The 18367-nt window shown below is 46.7% G+C and carries 16 protein-coding genes; all 16 read left to right on the top strand.

What is annotated here, in order from left to right; genetic code table 11:
• Nucleotides 1-110: 110 nt before the first annotated feature.
• The 16 genes from rimP to ACHA8N_RS00815 all read left to right on the top strand — a co-directional run bounded on the left by rimP (nt 111) and on the right by ACHA8N_RS00815 (nt 18337).
• Nucleotides 111-578 carry a ribosome maturation factor RimP gene (rimP, locus tag ACHA8N_RS00890; protein ID WP_147510907.1) on the top strand — a complete coding sequence of 156 codons (468 nt, stop codon included), beginning with the start codon at nt 111-113 and terminating at the stop codon, nt 576-578.
• Nucleotides 579-594: 16 nt separating this feature from the next.
• Nucleotides 595-1719: a transcription termination factor NusA gene (gene nusA / locus ACHA8N_RS00885; protein WP_147510908.1), complete on the top strand. Its 1125-nt coding sequence runs from the start codon at nt 595-597 to the stop codon at nt 1717-1719.
• Nucleotides 1720-1722: 3 nt separating this feature from the next.
• Nucleotides 1723-1992, top strand: coding sequence for an RNase P modulator RnpM (gene rnpM / locus ACHA8N_RS00880; protein ID WP_012370709.1), 270 nt, complete (start codon nt 1723-1725; stop codon nt 1990-1992).
• A complete protein-coding gene (locus ACHA8N_RS00875) occupies nt 1985-2287 on the top strand; it encodes a YlxQ family RNA-binding protein (RefSeq protein ID WP_012370708.1) in 303 nt (100 codons plus the stop codon). The genes rnpM and ACHA8N_RS00875 overlap by 8 nt, the downstream gene beginning before the upstream one ends.
• 15 nt (nt 2288-2302) lie before the next feature.
• Complete coding sequence (gene infB / locus ACHA8N_RS00870; protein WP_147510909.1) at nt 2303-4471, top strand: translation initiation factor IF-2; 2169 nt, start codon at nt 2303-2305, stop codon at nt 4469-4471.
• A 36-nt stretch (nt 4472-4507) separates the two neighbouring features.
• Complete coding sequence (rbfA, locus tag ACHA8N_RS00865) at nt 4508-4849, top strand: 30S ribosome-binding factor RbfA (protein WP_012370706.1); 342 nt, start codon at nt 4508-4510, stop codon at nt 4847-4849.
• Between the two features lie 61 nt (nt 4850-4910).
• On the top strand, nt 4911-5819 hold the full coding sequence (gene truB, locus ACHA8N_RS00860) for a tRNA pseudouridine(55) synthase TruB (protein WP_147510910.1): 909 nt from the start codon (nt 4911-4913) through the stop codon (nt 5817-5819).
• 17 nt (nt 5820-5836) lie between these two features.
• On the top strand, nt 5837-6766 hold the full coding sequence (locus ACHA8N_RS00855; RefSeq protein ID WP_147510911.1) for a bifunctional riboflavin kinase/FAD synthetase: 930 nt from the start codon (nt 5837-5839) through the stop codon (nt 6764-6766).
• A gap of 123 nt (nt 6767-6889) precedes the next feature.
• Entirely contained in the window at nt 6890-7159 is a 270-nt protein-coding gene (gene rpsO / locus ACHA8N_RS00850) for a 30S ribosomal protein S15 (RefSeq protein ID WP_012370703.1), read from the top strand.
• A gap of 136 nt (nt 7160-7295) precedes the next feature.
• Complete coding sequence (gene pnp, locus ACHA8N_RS00845; RefSeq protein ID WP_393964470.1) at nt 7296-9515, top strand: polyribonucleotide nucleotidyltransferase; 2220 nt, start codon at nt 7296-7298, stop codon at nt 9513-9515.
• A gap of 78 nt (nt 9516-9593) precedes the next feature.
• On the top strand, nt 9594-10835 hold the full coding sequence (locus ACHA8N_RS00840; protein WP_393964469.1) for a M16 family metallopeptidase: 1242 nt from the start codon (nt 9594-9596) through the stop codon (nt 10833-10835).
• 64 nt (nt 10836-10899) lie between these two features.
• A complete protein-coding gene (locus tag ACHA8N_RS00835; RefSeq protein ID WP_147510914.1) occupies nt 10900-12363 on the top strand; it encodes a UDP-N-acetylmuramoyl-L-alanyl-D-glutamate--2,6-diaminopimelate ligase in 1464 nt (487 codons plus the stop codon).
• The gene (locus ACHA8N_RS00830) at nt 12360-13619 is read left to right on the top strand and encodes a lipid II:glycine glycyltransferase FemX (protein ID WP_393964468.1); all 1260 of its coding nucleotides are present in this window, start codon (nt 12360-12362) and stop codon (nt 13617-13619) included. The genes ACHA8N_RS00835 and ACHA8N_RS00830 overlap by 4 nt, the downstream gene beginning before the upstream one ends.
• Nucleotides 13619-14281, top strand: coding sequence for a M15 family metallopeptidase (locus ACHA8N_RS00825; protein WP_393964467.1), 663 nt, complete (start codon nt 13619-13621; stop codon nt 14279-14281). Before ACHA8N_RS00830 ends, ACHA8N_RS00825 begins: the two co-directional genes overlap by 1 nt.
• A gap of 153 nt (nt 14282-14434) precedes the next feature.
• Nucleotides 14435-16099 (top strand): ribonuclease J, encoded by a 1665-nt coding sequence (locus ACHA8N_RS00820; RefSeq protein WP_026828051.1) that lies wholly within the window; start codon nt 14435-14437, stop codon nt 16097-16099.
• A gap of 72 nt (nt 16100-16171) precedes the next feature.
• Nucleotides 16172-18337 carry a DNA translocase FtsK gene (locus ACHA8N_RS00815; protein ID WP_393964466.1) on the top strand — a complete coding sequence of 722 codons (2166 nt, stop codon included), beginning with the start codon at nt 16172-16174 and terminating at the stop codon, nt 18335-18337.
• Nucleotides 18338-18367: the final 30 nt, after the last annotated feature.

Below are 18367 nucleotides of genomic sequence, written 5' to 3'. Positions count from 1 at the left end.
TAAGACGGTGCATTATGCTATATTGAGTGAGGAAATGTTTTTTATACTACGACTTGGAAGGAGTAGGGGGACCTGCTCCTTTCTTGTTTGTTTTTTGAAGGAGGATGAAGATGACGAACGTAACTGAGAAGGTCGAACAACTCGCAAAACCGATCGTAGAACGTGAGGGGATGGAGCTTGTCGACGTCGAATTCGTCAAAGAGGGGGCGGATTGGTTCCTACGTGTCTCCATCGATAAGGACGGTGGCGTTGACCTGGAAGACTGTGTCAACATCAATGAAAAGTTATCGGAAGCATTAAATCAAGATGATCCGATTGACGAACCCTACTATTTAGATGTTGCGAGTCCAGGTGCCGAACGACCACTCAAAAAAACTGAGGATTTCGAAAAGGCAATCGGGAAACATGTGTACATCAAGACACATGATCCGGTCAAAGATGCGACGGAATTTGAAGGTACATTACTGGCTTATTCTGAAGAAATGCTTGAGCTCGAAGTCCGTGTGAAGACACGCAAATTGAAAATTGAAATACCGGTGAACAAGATCGCGATGGCGCGGCTTGCGGTAGTGTTCTAAGGAAAGGAAGAGAACGATGGGACCACAGTTACTCGAAGCAATCGAACAGATCGCAAAAGAAAAAGAGATTGATAAAAATATCATCATCGATGCGCTGGAACAGGCATTGATTTCCGCTTACCGTCGCAATTTTGGAAAAGAGTCGGAGGCTGTAAAGGTCGAGTTCGACCAGAAGACAGGAGACATCCGTGTCTTTGCGCTCAAAGAAGTCGTCGAGCGGTTAACACAGCCGGAAGAACAGCTGTCACTCGAAGAAGCGCATGAAATCGATCCAACGTATGAGTTGGGAGATTTCCACAAAGTCGAAGTCACACCAGGTGATTTTGGACGTGTTGCGGCACAAACGGCCAAACAAATCGTCACACAAAAAATGCGTGAAGCAGAGCGGGAACGCATTTACAATCACTTTGCTGACCGTGAAGACGAAATCATGACGGGAATGGTCGAACGTCAAGATGCACGTAATCTTTACGTCAACCTCGAAGGTATTGAAGCCGTATTGACGACACATGAACAGATGCCGAATGAACGCTTTGGAATTCGGGAATACATTAAAGTGTACGTCACGAAAGTCGATCCGATGGTCAAAGGATCAGGCGCATCGATTCTCGTCTCGCGGACGCATCCAGGTTTATTAAAACGTCTGTTTGAAATCGAAGTGCCGGAGATTGCAAGCGGTGAAGTCGAAGTGAAATCGGTGGCACGTGAAGCCGGTGACCGTTCGAAAATCGCGGTGGCTTCAGAACAAATCGATCCAGTCGGCGCATGTGTCGGTCAAAAAGGAGCACGTGTTCAACACATCGTGGATGAGTTGAACGGTGAAAAAATTGATATCGTCCGTTATTCAGACGATCCAAGAGAGTATGTCGCCAATGCCCTCAGTCCGGCACAAGTCGTTGCGGTATATGTCAATGAACCGGCAAAAGCAACAATCGTTGTCGTACCGGACTTCCAATTGTCACTCGCTATCGGAAAACGTGGTCAAAATGCACGTCTTGCAGCGAAATTGACAGGGTGGAAGATCGACATTAAGAGCGAGACAGAAGCCGAATCGATGGAATTGAAGGATGTTTTCTCAAAAGTCGAACCTGTAACAGAAGCAGTTGACGTGGAAGCGGTCCAAGTCGAAGGCGAGGAATAATTCGTGCAAAAAAAGGTACCATTACGAAAATGTGTCATCACACAAGAAATGCGTCCTAAAAAAGAGTTAATTCGGGTCGTCCGAACACCTGACAGTGAGGTTGTCGTCGATCTTAATGGTAAAATGAATGGGCGGGGCGCCTATTTGACAAAGGATGCCACGGTTATTGCGACAGCAAAAAAGAAACGCACACTCGATCATCATCTGAAAGTGAAAACGACAGATGCATTATACGATCAATTGCTTGCGATCGCGGGAGGTACACATGAGTAAATGGGAATCGCTCCTTGGTCTCGCGAACCGAGCGCGGAAAGTGACGACTGGAGAAGAACTCGTACTGAAAGAAGTACGGGGGGGACAAGCCAAACTCGTCCTCTTAGCAGCAGATGCGGGGGCTGCCACGCGTAAGAAAGTGACGGATAAGTGTACAAGTTATCGTGTTCCGTACATTGAAGTCGGGGATCGAAACATTCTTGGACATGCACTTGGGAAAGACGCGCGTGTTGTCGTGTCAGTCAACGAAGCCGGATTTGCGAAAAAGCTAACGGAACTCCTCTCGAACGATTAACTGGAGGTGGATCTTTTGGGTAAACGTGTATACGAATTCGCGAAAGAACAGAACGTAACGAGTAAGCAGGTCATCGCCCAGCTCGAAAAGCTGGAAAAACCGGTCAAGAATCATATGGCGGTTTTAGATGAACAGACAGTACAGCAACTCGACAAAGTATTTAATCCCGAGAAACATCGGGTCCAAAAAACGGAGGCTCCAAAACAAGTGAAATCAGACAATAAACCGAACAGACCAGGAACATCTAACAAACCAGCAGGGAACCAATCACGCAATACAAAAGGCGGACGTCCGGAATTCGGAAACCGCAACAACCGTGGCGGTAAACGCCGTCCACAGAAAAAAGTAGAACCACGCAAATTAGAAGTAGCCGATCCGAACTCGAAATCAAGTCAACGAAAAGCAGCACGTCGGGCACAAGAAGAAGCAATGGCGAACGTTGTTCAATACGCAGACAACTTAACAGTCGGCGAATTGGCTGAAAAAATGGACAAAAAGCCAAACGAACTCATCATGAAATTAATGGGAATGGGTGTCATGGCGACAATCAACCAAGATCTTGATGATGAGACCGTTGAATTGCTTGCGTCTGACTTCGGATTTGAAGTTGAGAAGACGGTAAAAGTCGATGAAACAGACTTTGATGCGTATGAACTGAATCTCGATAACTATGAATTGTCAGAACGTCCACCGGTCGTTACGATCATGGGACACGTTGACCACGGTAAAACGACGTTGCTTGACTCAATCCGAAACACAAAAGTCACTGCAGGCGAAGCCGGCGGAATCACGCAGCACATTGGTGCGTACCAAGTTGAAATCGAAGGAAAGAAAATTACGTTCCTCGATACACCAGGTCACGCCGCCTTTACAACAATGCGGGCACGTGGGGCAGATGTCACGGATATCGCTATCATCGTCGTTGCTGCAGATGACGGTGTCATGCCACAAACAGAAGAAGCAATCAGCCATGCGAAGGCAGCCGGCGTTCCTATCATCGTCGCTGTCAACAAGATGGATAAAGAAGGCGCTAATCCGGACCGTGTCAAACAAGAATTGACTGAGTTTGAACTCGTTGCCGAGGACTGGGGCGGTGACACGATCTTCGTACCGGTTTCAGCACTTAAGGGAGACGGCATCGATGAGTTGCTTGAGATGATTCTGCTTGTCTCAGAAGTTCAAGAATACAAATCAACACCTGACATGCACGGACGCGGAACAGTCATCGAGGCGAAACTCGACAAAGGTCGTGGACCGGTCGCAACATTACTCGTTCAACACGGAACACTCCGTGTCGGAGATCCAATCGTTGTCGGTCATACATTCGGCCGGATCCGGGCAATGGTCAACGATATCGGTCGTCGTGTCAAAGAAGTTGGTCCGTCGACACCAATCGAAATCACGGGCTTAAACGATGTACCAAAAGCCGGAGATCAATTCTTTGCGTTTGAAGATGAGAAAAAAGCCCGTCAAATCGGGGAAGCGCGTTACCAACGTGAAATCGAGGCGCAACGCCGCGATTCAGCGAAAGTCAGCTTAGAAGACCTCTTCGACCGGATCAAAGAAGGCGAAGTCAAAGACCTCAACATCATCATCAAAGGTGACGTTCAAGGGTCTGTCGAGGCACTTGCCGGTTCACTCAAGAAAATTGATGTCGAAGGTGCTAAAATCAACATCGTCCACTCAGGTGTTGGTGCCATCACAGAAGGTGACGTCATCTTGGCTTCAGCAGCCAATGCGATCATCATCGGCTTTAACGTCCGTCCGGATGGGAATGCTAAATCGATGGCCGATCAAGAGAAGGTTGAAATTCGCCTTCATAAAATCATCTACAACGCGATTGAAGAAATCGAACAAGCGATGAAAGGTCTTCTTGACCCTGAATTCGTTGAGAAAATCATCGGTCAAGCAGAAGTTCGTGACGTCATCAAAGTCTCGAAAGTCGGCACGATTGCAGGTGGATATGTCACTGAAGGTAAACTGACACGTGCAGCAGGTGTTCGTGTTGTTCGTGACAGCATCGTTATTTATGAAGGAAAGCTCGATACGTTGCGCCGCTTCAAAGACGACGTCAAAGAAGTAGCAGCCGGTTACGAGTGTGGAATCAAGATTGAACGTTACGACGATATCAAAGTAGACGATGTCATCGAAGCGTTTGTCATGGAAGAAGTTAAACGCAAGTAACAGAACGGATCAGAATCCGAACTGGAGGGATATAGAATGAGCGTACGTTCCAATCGTGTAGCAGAGCAAGTGCGTAAAGAAATTACGCAAATGTTGATTAAAGATGTGAATGATCCGCGCGTCAAGGCGGTTACGGTAACTGGTGTTGAAGTCACCGGTGACTTACAGCAAGCAACGATCTTTTATTCGGTGCTCGGTGATGAAACAGTGCGTGAAGAAGCGCGCGTTGGTCTTGAAAAATCAAAAGGGTTCATGCGTAAGGAAATCGGATCACGGATTCGTTTACGGAAGACACCTGAACTGTTATTTGAGATTGACACATCAGTCGAGTACGGATCACGGATTGACGAGTTGCTCCGGAACTTGAACAAGGATTAAACAGGACAAGGGCAACCACAGGCGTGGTTGCCCTTTTTTAGAAGGGAAGGAAGCGATTAAAATGGAACCAATAGGTGTATTACCTTTAGATAAGCCGGCCGGCATGACGAGTCATGATTGTGTGTTTCGACTGCGTCGCCTTTTTCAGACAAAAAAAGTCGGACATACCGGAACACTTGATCCGGAAGTCACAGGTGTCTTACCGATCTGTCTCGGACGAGCGACAAAGCTTGCCCGTTTCATTACAGACGAAGGAAAACGATATGCGGCAGAAGTGACGATTGGATATGCGACGACAACGGAAGACGCGCATGGTGAGACGGTGCAGGAAACTCCGGTCGAACCGGACAGCATCTCACGGGAAGCCATCGACGAGATCTTACAACAACTGACGGGTCAGTTGCAGCAGACACCGCCTTATTACTCGGCCGTCAAAGTGAATGGGAAAAAATTGTACGAATACGCCCGTAAAGGGATCGAAGTGGAACGACCGACTCGAATCGTTCAAATTGATACGCTGGAACGAACGTCCGGACTGACTTTTGAAAACGGGATCTGCCGTTTTCGCATCGAGATTGCATGTGGAAAAGGGACATATATCCGGACGCTTGCCGTTGAAATCGGTCAACGTTTAGGTTATGCGGCTCACATGAGTGAGTTGCGCCGTACGAGTTCGGGTGCGATGTCTGAAACAGAAGCTGTGACGCTTGCTACGCTTGAAGCATGTGAGACTGTGGAAGAGCGCATGCAATATGTTTTGCCGATTGAACAAGTCATTCAAAAGTGGCCGCGCATGACAGTAAACGCTGAAACGGCAGCCCGAGTGTTGAATGGGGCAAAATTACCAGGCATTCCGGTCGAATTTGAACGATTTACTGTCTATAATGAAGAAGGCATCCCTTTGGCGATCTATCGACTGGATTCCGAGATCAATATGGGACGCGTCGAAGTCATGTTACAAATCGATTAGGATCGGAGAGATCAGGAATGGACATCATTCATTTAACATATCCAGAACAACCAGTAGAAGATCCGGCTGTCATCGCACTCGGCTTTTTTGATGGTGTTCATCTTGGACATCAGCGTGTTTTACAGGCGGCAATCGAAAAAAGCCGCGAACTGCATCTGCCAGTAGCGGTTATGACGTTTGATCCTCATCCCAAACAAGTACTTGGTAATGGAACGGAACAAATCCTCTACATTACACCGCTTGACCGAAAACTTGAAAAGATGGCGCAACTTGGTATTGACCGCGTTTATGTCATCGAATTCACAGTCGCTTTTTCAGAGTTATCCCCGCAGGACTTCGTCGATCATTATTTAATTGCCGCCGGAGCCCGTCATATCGTCGCCGGTTTTGACTATTCGTATGGTCGGTTCGGCGCAGGAAAAATGGAAACACTTGATTTTCACAGCCGGGGACGATTTGAGCACACGATTGTTTCGGAACATCAAGCACAGAATGAAAAAATCAGTTCGACGCGTATTCGTCAGTTGCTCGCTGCGGGTTCTGTCACGGAAGCAGCTAATTTATTAGGAGAACCGTATCAAACGAAAGGAATCGTCATTCATGGTGATGCGCGGGGCAGACAAATTGGTTTTCCAACGGCTAATATTCGTCCCGAATTTGCCTATGTCATTCCAAAGTTAGGTGTCTATGCGACGTTTGTTCATTTAGAAGACGGACGAAAATTTCCGGCAATGACAAATATCGGACGCCGTCCGACGTTTTATGAAACGGGAGAAGTCAGCATCGAAACACACCTGTTACAATTTGATGAAGATCTGTATGGACAAGAACTAAAACTCGAATGGATGGCGTACTTACGGGACGAACAAGCGTTTGACGGTATTGAGAGCTTAAAAACCCAGCTCGCACACGATAAAATTGAAGCGATGCAGGCATTAACGGTTTGACAGACGGTCAGCGGTTCGATATGATGAGTCAGTACGAATACGTACAGCCGGTTGGCTTGGCATCAGGTCTCACCATCCGATGCTCGGCAACACGGTCATTCAAAAGATGGAGGTGGAGTGACAATGGCACTCACTAAAGAACGTAAAAACGAAATTATCGAAGCTTATGCTACGAAACAAGGCGATACTGGTTCGCCGGAAGTACAAGTTGCTGTTTTAACTGAACAGATCACAACTTTGAACGATCACTTACGTACACACAAAAAGGATCACCACTCACGTCGTGGTCTCTTGAAAATGGTTGGTCGTCGCCGTAACTTGCTCACATACCTTCGTAACAAGGATGTTTCACGTTACCGTTCATTGATCGAGCGTCTTGGTCTTCGTCGCTAATCGGAACAGATCAACAAGGAAGCAGGAGCATCGTCTCCGGCTTCTTTTTTTTTGCCGATTCATGGACATTTGACGTCAGAACATCCATAATTAGATTTGAATGAAAAAACGGATAGAAGTGAGAGGGGATTTGTGCATGTCACAAACAAAACAGACGTTTTCGACCGAGCTCGGTGGACGTCCTTTAACAATTGAAATCGGTCAACTGGCCAAACAAGCAAACGGAGCAGCGTTGATCCGCTACGGTGAGACGGCAGTTCTCGCAACGGTTGTTGCATCTAAACAACCAAAAGACTTGGATTTCTTCCCATTAACAGTGAACTATGAAGAAAAATTATATGCTGCCGGTAAAATTCCAGGTGGCTTCCTAAAACGTGAAGGGCGTCCAGGTGAAAACGCGATTTTGACATCACGTTTGATCGACCGTCCAATCCGTCCATTGTTCCCGGATGGATTCCGTCATGATATTCAAGTCGCAACAACGGTCTTGTCTTCTGATGAAGATAACTCGCCGGAAGTCGCAGCAATGATCGGGGCATCAATCGCGTTGTCGATTTCAGACATTCCGTTTGACGGACCGATTGCCGGTGTAACGATTGGGCGTGTGAACGGTGAGTTCATCATCAATCCGACGATGAGTCAAGCGGCTGAAAGTGATATTGACCTTCAAGTTGCCGGAACGAAACATGCGGTCAACATGGTTGAAGCCGGTGCAAAAGAAGTTTCGGAAGAAGCGATGCTCGAAGCGATTCTCCTCGGACATGATGTGATCAAGACCTTGATTGCGTTCCAAGAAGAAATCGTCGCAGCGGTCGGTCAAGAAAAATTCGCCTATACGGTCTCTTCGTTTGACGAGACGCTTGTCAACCGTTTAAAAGCAGACGCACTGGCAGAAGTGACGACGGCCGTTCAAGTCGAAGAAAAACAAGCACGTGATCTTGCGATCAACGAAGTCATTTCGAAATACATCGATCAATATGCAGCAGACGATTCTATTACGGAAGCGCAATTAGCGGAAGTTTCAGGAGTCTTGAATAAATTCGTCAAAACCGAAGTGCGTCGATTGATCACAGAAGATAAAGTCCGTCCAGATGGACGAGGACTTGCTGAGATTCGTCCACTCGATTCAGAAATCGGGCTGTTGCCACGTGCACACGGTTCAGGTCTCTTCACTCGTGGTCAAACACAGGTCTTGTCTGTTGCGACGCTTGGTGTTGCAGGAGATGCGCAAATCATCGATGGTCTTGGTTTGAAAGCGGAGAAACGTTTCATGCACCATTACAACTTCCCGCCGTTCTCAGTCGGGGAAGCACGTCCGATGCGTGCGCCGGGTCGTCGTGAAATTGGTCACGGAGCACTCGGAGAACGTGCCTTGTTACCGGTTCTTCCTTCAGAAACAGATTTCCCGTACACGATCCGTCTTGTTTCAGAAGTTCTGGAATCAAACGGTTCGTCTTCACAAGCATCAATTTGTGGTTCGATTCTTGCCATGATGGATGCTGGAGTCCCGTTGAAAGCACCAGTTGCCGGTATCGCGATGGGCTTGATCAAAGAAGGCGAAAATTACTCAATCTTAACTGACATTCAAGGAATGGAAGACCATCTCGGCGATATGGACTTTAAAGTCGCAGGAACAAAAGATGGTGTCACTGCCCTTCAAATGGATATGAAGATTGGTGGCATTACACGTCAAATCTTAGAAGAAGCACTCGAACAAGCACGCCTTGGTCGTTTACACATCCTCGAGCACATGAATTCAGTGATTGCTGAACCACGTGTTGAGTTGTCTAAGTACGCGCCAAAAATCGTTACATTGAAAATCAATCCGGATAAAATCCGCGATGTGATTGGACCCGGCGGTAAAGTCATCAACGGTATCATTGATGAAACAGGTGTCAAAATTGATATCGATCAAGACGGAACGGTCTTCATCGCGTCGACGGATCAAGACGGCATCAACCGGGCACGTCAATTGATTGAAGAGATCGTCCGTGAAGTCGTCATCGGAGAAGAATTTGACGGAACGGTTCGCCGCGTTGAAAAATTCGGTGCGTTCGTTGAATTGTTCAAAGGCAAAGATGCACTCGTACACATCTCGGAACTGGCACTTGAGCGTGTCGGTCAAACCGAAGACGTCGTTAAATTGGGTGACAAGTTGAAAGTCCGTGTCACGGAAGTGGATGACAAAGGACGTGTTAACGCGTCGCATAAAGTATTGCTTGTCGAAGGTATGAATGCTGAAGATCGTGCGGCATACGAAGAAAAGAAAAAAACAGAGCGTGAAAACCGCCCGCCGCGTCGGGATACCGGATCTCGCCCACCACGTGACGGACAGCGTCCACCACGTCGTAACTAATGAAAACAAAGGTGGCTCAACGGTGCGAAAATGTGCACCGCGGGCCACCTTGTTTCATATTTAAAGGAGGAGTAAACCATGGTCGAAAGACTTGTATTAGATAATGGCGTTCGAATCGTCAGCGAACGAATTGAGAATGCCCGAAGTGTAGCCACCGGTATTTTTATTAAAGCCGGTTCACGGACTGAAACCATTGAAGAGCATGGAATCAGTCATTTAATCGAACATATGATGTTCAAGGGGACGAAAAAGCAATCGGCAAAAGAAATAGCCGTTTATTTTGACCGCTTGGGTGGTAATATTAATGCATTCACGAGTAAAGATCAGACCTGCTATTACGTTAAGACGTTGGATGAGCATGCGATCACGGCATTTGATGTCCTGGCAGACATGTTTTTGGAATCGACGTTTGACGAAGAGGAACTCGAGAAAGAAAAACGGGTCGTGATTGAAGAAATTAAAATGTACGAAGATACCCCGGATGATTTAGTACATGAGTTGCTAGCAGTGGCGGCCTACGGAGACGATGTCATGGCACGGCCCATTCTTGGAACAGAGGAAAGTGTGAAACGCATCAACCGCCAAATGATTGTGGAATATCTTCAAGAAGCCTACGCACCGGAACAAATCGTCATTTCTGTTGCCGGTCACGTGACAGATGAGTTAATTACACAAATCAAACATCGATTTGAGCAATTACAGGCAAGCGGAGCAGTCCGTCAAATTGAAGAACCTGTTTTAAAAAGTGACGCCTTACGCAAGGAAAAAGATACGGAACAAGTGCATGTCTGTTATAACTTCCGGTCAATTCCTTCTGCAGACGATCGTTTACCGACGTTGGCTTTGCTTAATAATGCGTTCGGTGCAACGATGTCAAGTCGACTGTTTCAGTCCATTCGGGAGGACCGTGGATTAGCCTACTCTGTCTTTTCCTACTATACGACGTTTGATGACCATGGAACCTTTACGATTTACGTTGGAACATCGAAAGAAACGTTGGCTGAAGTCGAGACGGTTCTTGCGTCTGAAATCAATCAATTGCTCGAACATGGTTTGACGGAAAAAGAACTAGAGGACGGAATCGAGCAGTTAAAAGGCTCTTTAATTTTAGGGAACGAGAGCACTTCAAGTCATATGAATCGGAATGCCCGAAATGAACTCCATTTAGGTATGCATCCGACTCTGGAAGACGTCATAAAAGAAGTGGAGCAGATAACACCCGCTCACGTTCAGGAAATGATTGCGTATATTTTTAGTGAACCGCCGGCTAAAGCCTATATCTTGCCGGAACTTGATGAGGCAGACCTTGAAACCGAGTAAGCCTTACCCTACACTGAAATAGCAGGTAACTGAAAAACAAGTTGTTGAGAAAGAAGGAATACCTTTGAAATTAACTGAATTAATCGAAGTCATTCAGACTCAGAAAACGGAACGTATGGTAGAGGTGGACGTAACCTCTTTAACAACGGATTCGCGCGATGTGAAGCCTGGTACATTATTTGTTGCCATTAAAGGATACACAGTGGACGGACACGATTATGCCAAACAAGCCGAAGCACAGGGAGCTGTTGCCATCGTGTCAGAACGTCTGCTTGATGTGACGATTCCTGTTATTCTTGTTCGAAGTACGACACGTGCAATGGCAGAACTGGCCGGTAAATTTTATGATTATCCTTCGGAAAAGATGCGGATGATTGGAATTACGGGAACAAACGGGAAAACGACGACAACGACCATCGTACGTGATGTGTTGGCGCAATTAGGGCGAAAAACAGGCATCATCGGGACTGTTGAAGTTAAGATCGGTGACCGGGTGATTCCAAGTCGGAATACGACTCCTCAAAGTTCGGAACTGCAGGCCTTTTTCCACCAAATGCGCCAAGAAGGCGTCGAAGATGTCATCATGGAAGTTTCTTCGCACGGACTAGAACTGGGTCGCGTGGCGGGGACAGACTTTGATATTGCTGGATTTACGAACTTGACACACGATCATCTTGATTTTCATAAGACGATTGAAAACTACGCGCGGGCCAAAGGATTGCTTTTTGCCCAATTGGGACAACGGCTGTCGGACAAAAAAGTAGCCGTTTTAAATGCGGATGATGAAACGAGTGACTTGTTTGAGATGATGACAGGGGCACGTGTCCTGACATACGGGATTGAGAAGCCGGCTGATCTGCAAGCCAAACACATTACACAGACGCTTCAAGAAACCACGTTTACGATGGAGTATCAAGAAGAATCCATTGAATTGACGGTTCAATTCATCGGTCGATTCAATGTCTACAACTTACTGCTTGCGACCGGTATTTTACTGTCGTCAGGATACAGCTTGACTGAGATTTCGAATGCGATCACTCAGATTCAACCGGCAAAAGGACGAATGCAGCGTTTACCGATTGACGGTTATAATATTTACGTCGACTACGCCCATACGCCGGACGGAATTGAACAATGCTTAAAAGCTTTAGTGGATGTTCCGAAAGAAAACATCGTCTTTTTGATCGGAACAGGTGGAAATCGCGATGTAACGAAACGACCGATGATGGGTCAACTCGCGTCGACGTATGCCGGAACCGTCGTGATCACGACCGACGATCCCCGGTTCGAATCATATGAGTCGATTACATCCGGTATCGCGTCGGGGATGCTCCACGATCAATTCGTTGAGATCGGTGACCGGGAAGAGGCGGTCCGCTACGCAGCGCGCCTTGCTCGTCCGGACAATATCGTCATCTTAGCAGGAAAAGGGCATGAAAAATATCAAATCATTGGGGATGAGAAGACGCCCCTCGACGAAGAACAACTCGTCAAAGAGATGATACGCCAATTGGAGGAAAAGAAGTGACTTACCAACAACTTGAAATTGAACAGACGCAGTTTGAACAGTTTGTAAAAACTCATACGAAAGGAGATCTTTTGCAATTGCCTGCTTGGGGATCCGTTAAGGCAGCGACCGGTTGGACACATGAACGGATTGCGATCGGAACGGCAGATGGACAAGTAGCAGGAGTCGCACTTTTGCTGTTTAAAAAAGTTCCGAAACTGCCGTTCACGTTATGTTACGCACCCCGTGGATTCGTCGTTGACTATACGGATCTAGAAGCGGTTGCCGCTTTACGGGATGTTGCTGTTCGTGTCGCCAAACAACGGAAAGCCATTACGATTAAACTGGATCCGAACGTCAACCGGACGGAATATCCGAACTTACTGCAGGATATGAAGACTTTAGGATTTAAGCATAACGGATTCGGAGGCGGATTTGATTATGCGCAACCACGTTTTACGATGGAAACAAGTCTGGAAGGATCGGAAAAAGAGATCTTTGACCGCTTTCATTCCAAGTTCCGCTATAATGTCCGTTTGGCAGAACGAAAAGGGATTGTCTGTTATGAAGCATCACGTGAGGAACTCAAGACATTTGCGAACCTGATGGTCGAAACGGGCGAACGTGATGGTTTCTCGATCCGTGGTCTTGATTATTTTGAAAATCTGTATGATCATTTGCGCCCGACTGGAGACGCGGCATTGTTTTTGACTAAACTGGACGTTGTCCGGGCACTTGAAAATACAGAAGCGGCTCTATTACAAGCAGATAAAGAATTAACGAAAATTCATCGTCAGCTTGAAAAAGAAACGATTGAGAAGAAAATCAACAGTTTAAATAATCGACTCGAACAGACGACGGCTCAGATTGAAAAGGCAGAGAAGTCGAAAACAGAATTGATGGCGATTGCGGCTAAACATCCAGACGGTGTGATTCTTTCAGGCGGCTTATTGACTCTAGCCGGTCGACGGTCGTATTACCTGTACGGTGCCTCGTCAAACGAATACCGTGAGTTTATGCCAAATCATTTAATGCAATGGACAATGATGCGTCATGCGAAAGCACATGGAGCCATCTCATATGATTTTGGTGGTGTGAGTGGATCGACGGATCCGGACGACCATTATGCTGGATTGTATGCTTTTAAATCCGGCTGGGGGAGCGAGATGATTGAAAAAATCGGTGAGTTTGACTATGTTCTGAACAAACCGCTATCTATCTTGCTGGAAACTGGATTACCGATTCTTCAAAAAATTCGGAAGAAGCTGCGCCGCTGATGAAACGGGGAACAATCTTCGGATGGATTTTGTTCCTGCTTGCCATGTTTGCCATCGGATTGTTTCTTGCAGCTTTTATGAACCGGATGCCGAGCATTTTAATTGATCAGCCGGAACTCGGCATTGAAAGCTGTCCGAGGGATTTTGCTGGTGAAGAGCGGCTCATCAATGACAGTGCAGATCAGTTGAAACAGCTTCACCCGGCGGTTAGTGCGGGGGCGAAAGATTTAATACGCCTCAGTCATTCCTGCTATAACATCGATATTCGAATCACCCAAGGCTATCGAACGAAAAAACAGCAGGATGCTTTGTACGAACAAGGACGTTCCCAAGCAGGAGAAGTCGTAACCAATGCACGTGGCGGAGAATCGATGCATAATTATGGTTTAGCCATCGATTTTGTTCAAATCATAGACGGGGATATTTCCTACGATTTAGACTATGACGGTAATCAATCAGGTAAAAGTGACTGGCGAGAAGTCGCTGCTGTCGGAAAAGCACTCGGGTTCGAGTGGGGTGGTGACTGGAAACGATTCGTGGATTATCCGCACTTTGAGATGACATTTGGTTATTCCTTGGACGAACTTCAAGCAGGTGAGCGACCAAACCGTCAGGAAATAGCAAAGCGAACAGAAGAAATCGAGAAACTGTTGAATCCGTAAAACGAACATCGTGTGGACCGAAAGAGTGGTCACACGATGTTTTTTTTCGTTTTCACCATCCCTGTTGTTGGCAGAACGGCAAAGTTCGGCTAGAATAGTGATAGTGATAAGTGGACGGCTCACGAAAAGTGAATATAAATAGGAGGTCATATTGTGTCAAAGAAAAAGACGGAAAAGGTAAGCGTCTTTGCTCTTGGTGGCGCCGGTGAAATCGGTAAGAACATGTACGTCGTCGAACTCGACGAGGACATCTTCGTAATCGATGCCGGATTAATGTTCCCAGGAGATGAGATGCTTGGAATTGATAAAGTCATTCCAGACATTAGTTATTTAAAAGAGAATAAAGAGCGGATTCAAGGGATTTTCATTACCCATGGACACGAGGATCACATTGGTGCTCTCAGCTATGTGTTACGTGACTTAAAAGTACCGGTTTATGGAACACGCTTAACGCTCGGTTTGATTGAAATTAAATTAAAAGAAGCCGGTTTATTGAAAAAGGCAGATCTTCGTCCAATTGATGCCAAGACGAAATTAACCGTAGCAGGTCATTTCATTACATTTTTCCGTGTCAATCACTCGATTCCGGATGCAGTCGGGGTATGTATCCAAACGTCACAAGGGGCAATCGTACACACGGGAGACTTTAAGTTCGATTATACGCCGGTTGACGGAAAACAAGCTGATTTCGGGAAAATTGCAGCGATTGGTCAGCGTGGTGTTCTCTGCCTCTTATCGGACTCGACGAATGCAGAACGTCCCGGAATGTCCGGTTCAGAATCAACGGTTGGTTCAGAACTAAATGATGTCATCTACGAGGCACCGGGTCGTGTCATCGTTGCTTCATTCGCATCAAACGTGCACCGTTTGCAACAAGTATTTGCAGCGGCAGAAGCCAACAACCGAAAAGTGGCGGTTGTCGGTCGCAGCATGGTCAATATCGTTGAGGTCGCTCAACGTTTAAACTACTTACGGTTTAAACAAAAAACGTTGGTTGAACTGTCCGATATCAATCGCCTCGATGACAATCAAGTCGTCATTTTGACGACTGGTTCGCAAGGTGAACCGATGGCAGCCCTCACACGTATGGCGCGTAATGCCCATAAACAGGTCAACATTCGTCTGAATGATACGGTCGTTGTCGCGGCTTCACCGATTCCGGGAAATGAAAAATCTGTCTCGAAAACGATTGATCTCTTGTTCCGCGCGGGAGCGAATGTCATTTACAATCAGCGCAAAGTCCACGTGTCCGGTCACGGACATGCAGAAGACTTAAAATTAATGCTGAACTTGATTAAACCGAAATTCTTCGTTCCGATTCATGGGGAATTCCGGATGCAGAAGGCACACAGCCGCTTAGCACAAACAGTTGGTGTCAATGCGAACAACATCTTTATCATCGAAAACGGAGATGTCGTTGAGTTCGAAAAACGAAAAGCCCGGATGTCGCGCAAAGTGAATGCCGGAAACGTCTTGATTGACGGTATCGGTGTTGGAGATGTCGGGAATATCGTGTTACGGGATCGCCGCCTGTTGTCACAAGATGGCGTCGTTCTCTGTGTCATAACGATCAGTCGTAAAAATAAAACGATTGTCTCCGGACCGGAAATCATTTCACGTGGATTCGTCTACATGCGCGAATCAGAAGACATGATCAACGAAGCCAACCGAATCGTTGCAAAACAATTGCAAGGAAAACTGACGGGCGAGTTGGACTGGACAGAAATGAAATCATTGATTCGTGACAAGTTAAGTTCGTATTTATACGAACAAACAAAACGTCGTCCGATGATTTTACCGATCATCATGGAAATTTAACAAAAGGAGCGACTCAGGGAGGCCGGATAGATGGTCAGCTGAGTCGTTTTTTTATCAGGAGGTCAGAGAAAGATGGCAACGACAAAAAAAGGACCGGTCCGGAAAACACCAGCGCGAAAGCGGCCACCGGCAAAAAAACGTCCATCTGTGAAAAAGCAGCGACAACCCATCCAATACCGTACATATGCAGCAATCATCGCGGTCCTGTCTTTGTTGGCCTATATCCTGTCACTTGGACAGTTTGGACGTGTCGGCGAAGTGTTGGCTCAATTCGCCAAAGATCAGGTCGGACAGTTTGGTTCACTCCTTTACGGTTTGATCGGGGGGGTACTGTTACTCTTGTTGTCGAATCAAGAACGTGTAGCCAAATGGGCCTGGTCCTCCTTGATTTTGGGTGGTTTGATCTGGATTGATTTGCTGCTCGGTCAACCGCGAGGTGCACTGAATGCCTGGTTGTATCAGGGTTCTTCTTACTATATCTCAAGTTTTGGCGCATTTATGATTGGCTTATTTTTGATTATGACGGGTGTTCATTTACTGCAACCAACATTTTTCAGTGAATTACTCTTCGGTATCAAAGAACGAATTCAGGAATTCCGCCAGCGTGAACGATCGGTCACGACAAACGAGCGTCCTGCAAGAAAAAGACACCGTCAGTCAGAACCGACTGAACAGCCGGTTGAAAAACAAAAAACACTAAAAAATCAAGTTCTTCAAGAAACGGTGCAGGAAGAGCCCCCTGTTAATCTTCAGGATGTGCCAATCATCGGATTTGCAGATCATGTCGAACCGCAAGCGAAAGAGACACAAGGACCGTTGACGATGACCGAGACACCGGACGGTTATCAATTGCCATCGCTCGATTTATTAGCGGAACCTGTCACCAAAGATTTGTCTGGTGAAAACAAACGCTTAAAAGATAATGCCACAAAATTGATTGCCACTTTGAAATCATTTGGGATTGGAGCAAAAGTCTTAAAGATCCATCTTGGGCCAAGTGTGACAAAATATGAGATTGAACCGGATCAAGGTATCAAGCTGAGTCGGATTACCGGACTGGCTGATGATTTGGCACTTTCTCTCGCAGCAAAGGATATTCGGATTGAAGCACCGATTCCCGGCAAGGCTGCCGTCGGGATCGAAGTACCGAACCGGGAAGTTGCCATGGTCTCGTTGCGAGAAGTACTCGGGGCAGAGAGTGTTCAAGCGGACCCCGACCGTTTACTCGTTGCACTTGGTCGAAGCATCTCCGGTGAGACGGTCACCGCGAAACTGAATAAAATGCCGCACGTTTTAGTCGCAGGTTCAACCGGTTCCGGGAAATCTGTGTGTATCAACGGGATGATTGTTTCGATTTTGATGCGGGCCCGACCGGATGAAGTCCGGTTGATGATGATTGATCCGAAGATGGTCGAATTGAATGTCTACAATGGCATTCCTCACCTGTTGGCGCCGGTCGTGACTGATCCTAAGAAAGCGGCACAAGCCTTAAAGCAAGTCGTTTCAGAAATGGAACGGCGCTATGAAATCTTCAGTCAGAATGGAGCACGCAACATCGAAGGATATAATGCTTTGATCGATAAGATGAACGCAGAGGAAAAAGTCCATCAACGTCTGCCGTACATCGTCGTCATCGTCGATGAGTTAGCCGATCTGATGATGGTCGCTTCAAATGAAGTCGAAGATGCTATCATGCGGCTCGCCCAGATGGCCCGGGCAGCCGGGATACACATGGTCATTGCGACACAACGACCAAGTGTCGATATCATTACTGGTGTCATCAAGGCAAACATCCCGTCGCGGATTGCCTTCAGCGTTTCCAGCGGGACGGATTCCCGGACGATTCTCGATACAAGCGGTGCAGACAAGTTGCTCGGGCGAGGAGATATGTTGTTACTTGGAAACGGAATGAATAAACCGGTTCGCGTCCAAGGTGCCTTCTTGTCGGATGAAGAAGTCGAAACGATTGTTAACCATGTCATCTCCCAACAAAAAGCACAATATGTCGAAGCGATGATTCCAAAGGATATTCCGGAAGGGGAGACGGAAGTCGACGATCCGTTATATGACGAAGTCGTTCAATTCATTTTGACGCAAGAAACAGCATCGACCTCGATGATTCAACGTAAATATCGGATTGGCTACAATCGAGCCGCCCGATTGATCGATGCATTAGAAGAAAATGGATTAATCGGTCCATCTGAAGGATCTAAACCGAGACGTGTCATGGGACGTTAAACGAAAAAGGGAAGAAGACCGATTGTGGTT

The organism is Exiguobacterium sp. S22-S28, from assembly GCF_043359615.1.
GTDB lineage: Bacteria > Bacillota > Bacilli > Exiguobacteriales > Exiguobacteriaceae > Exiguobacterium_A.
Note: the sequence above shows the minus strand (reverse complement) of the source record. Positions and strands in the feature narration are given on the sequence as shown.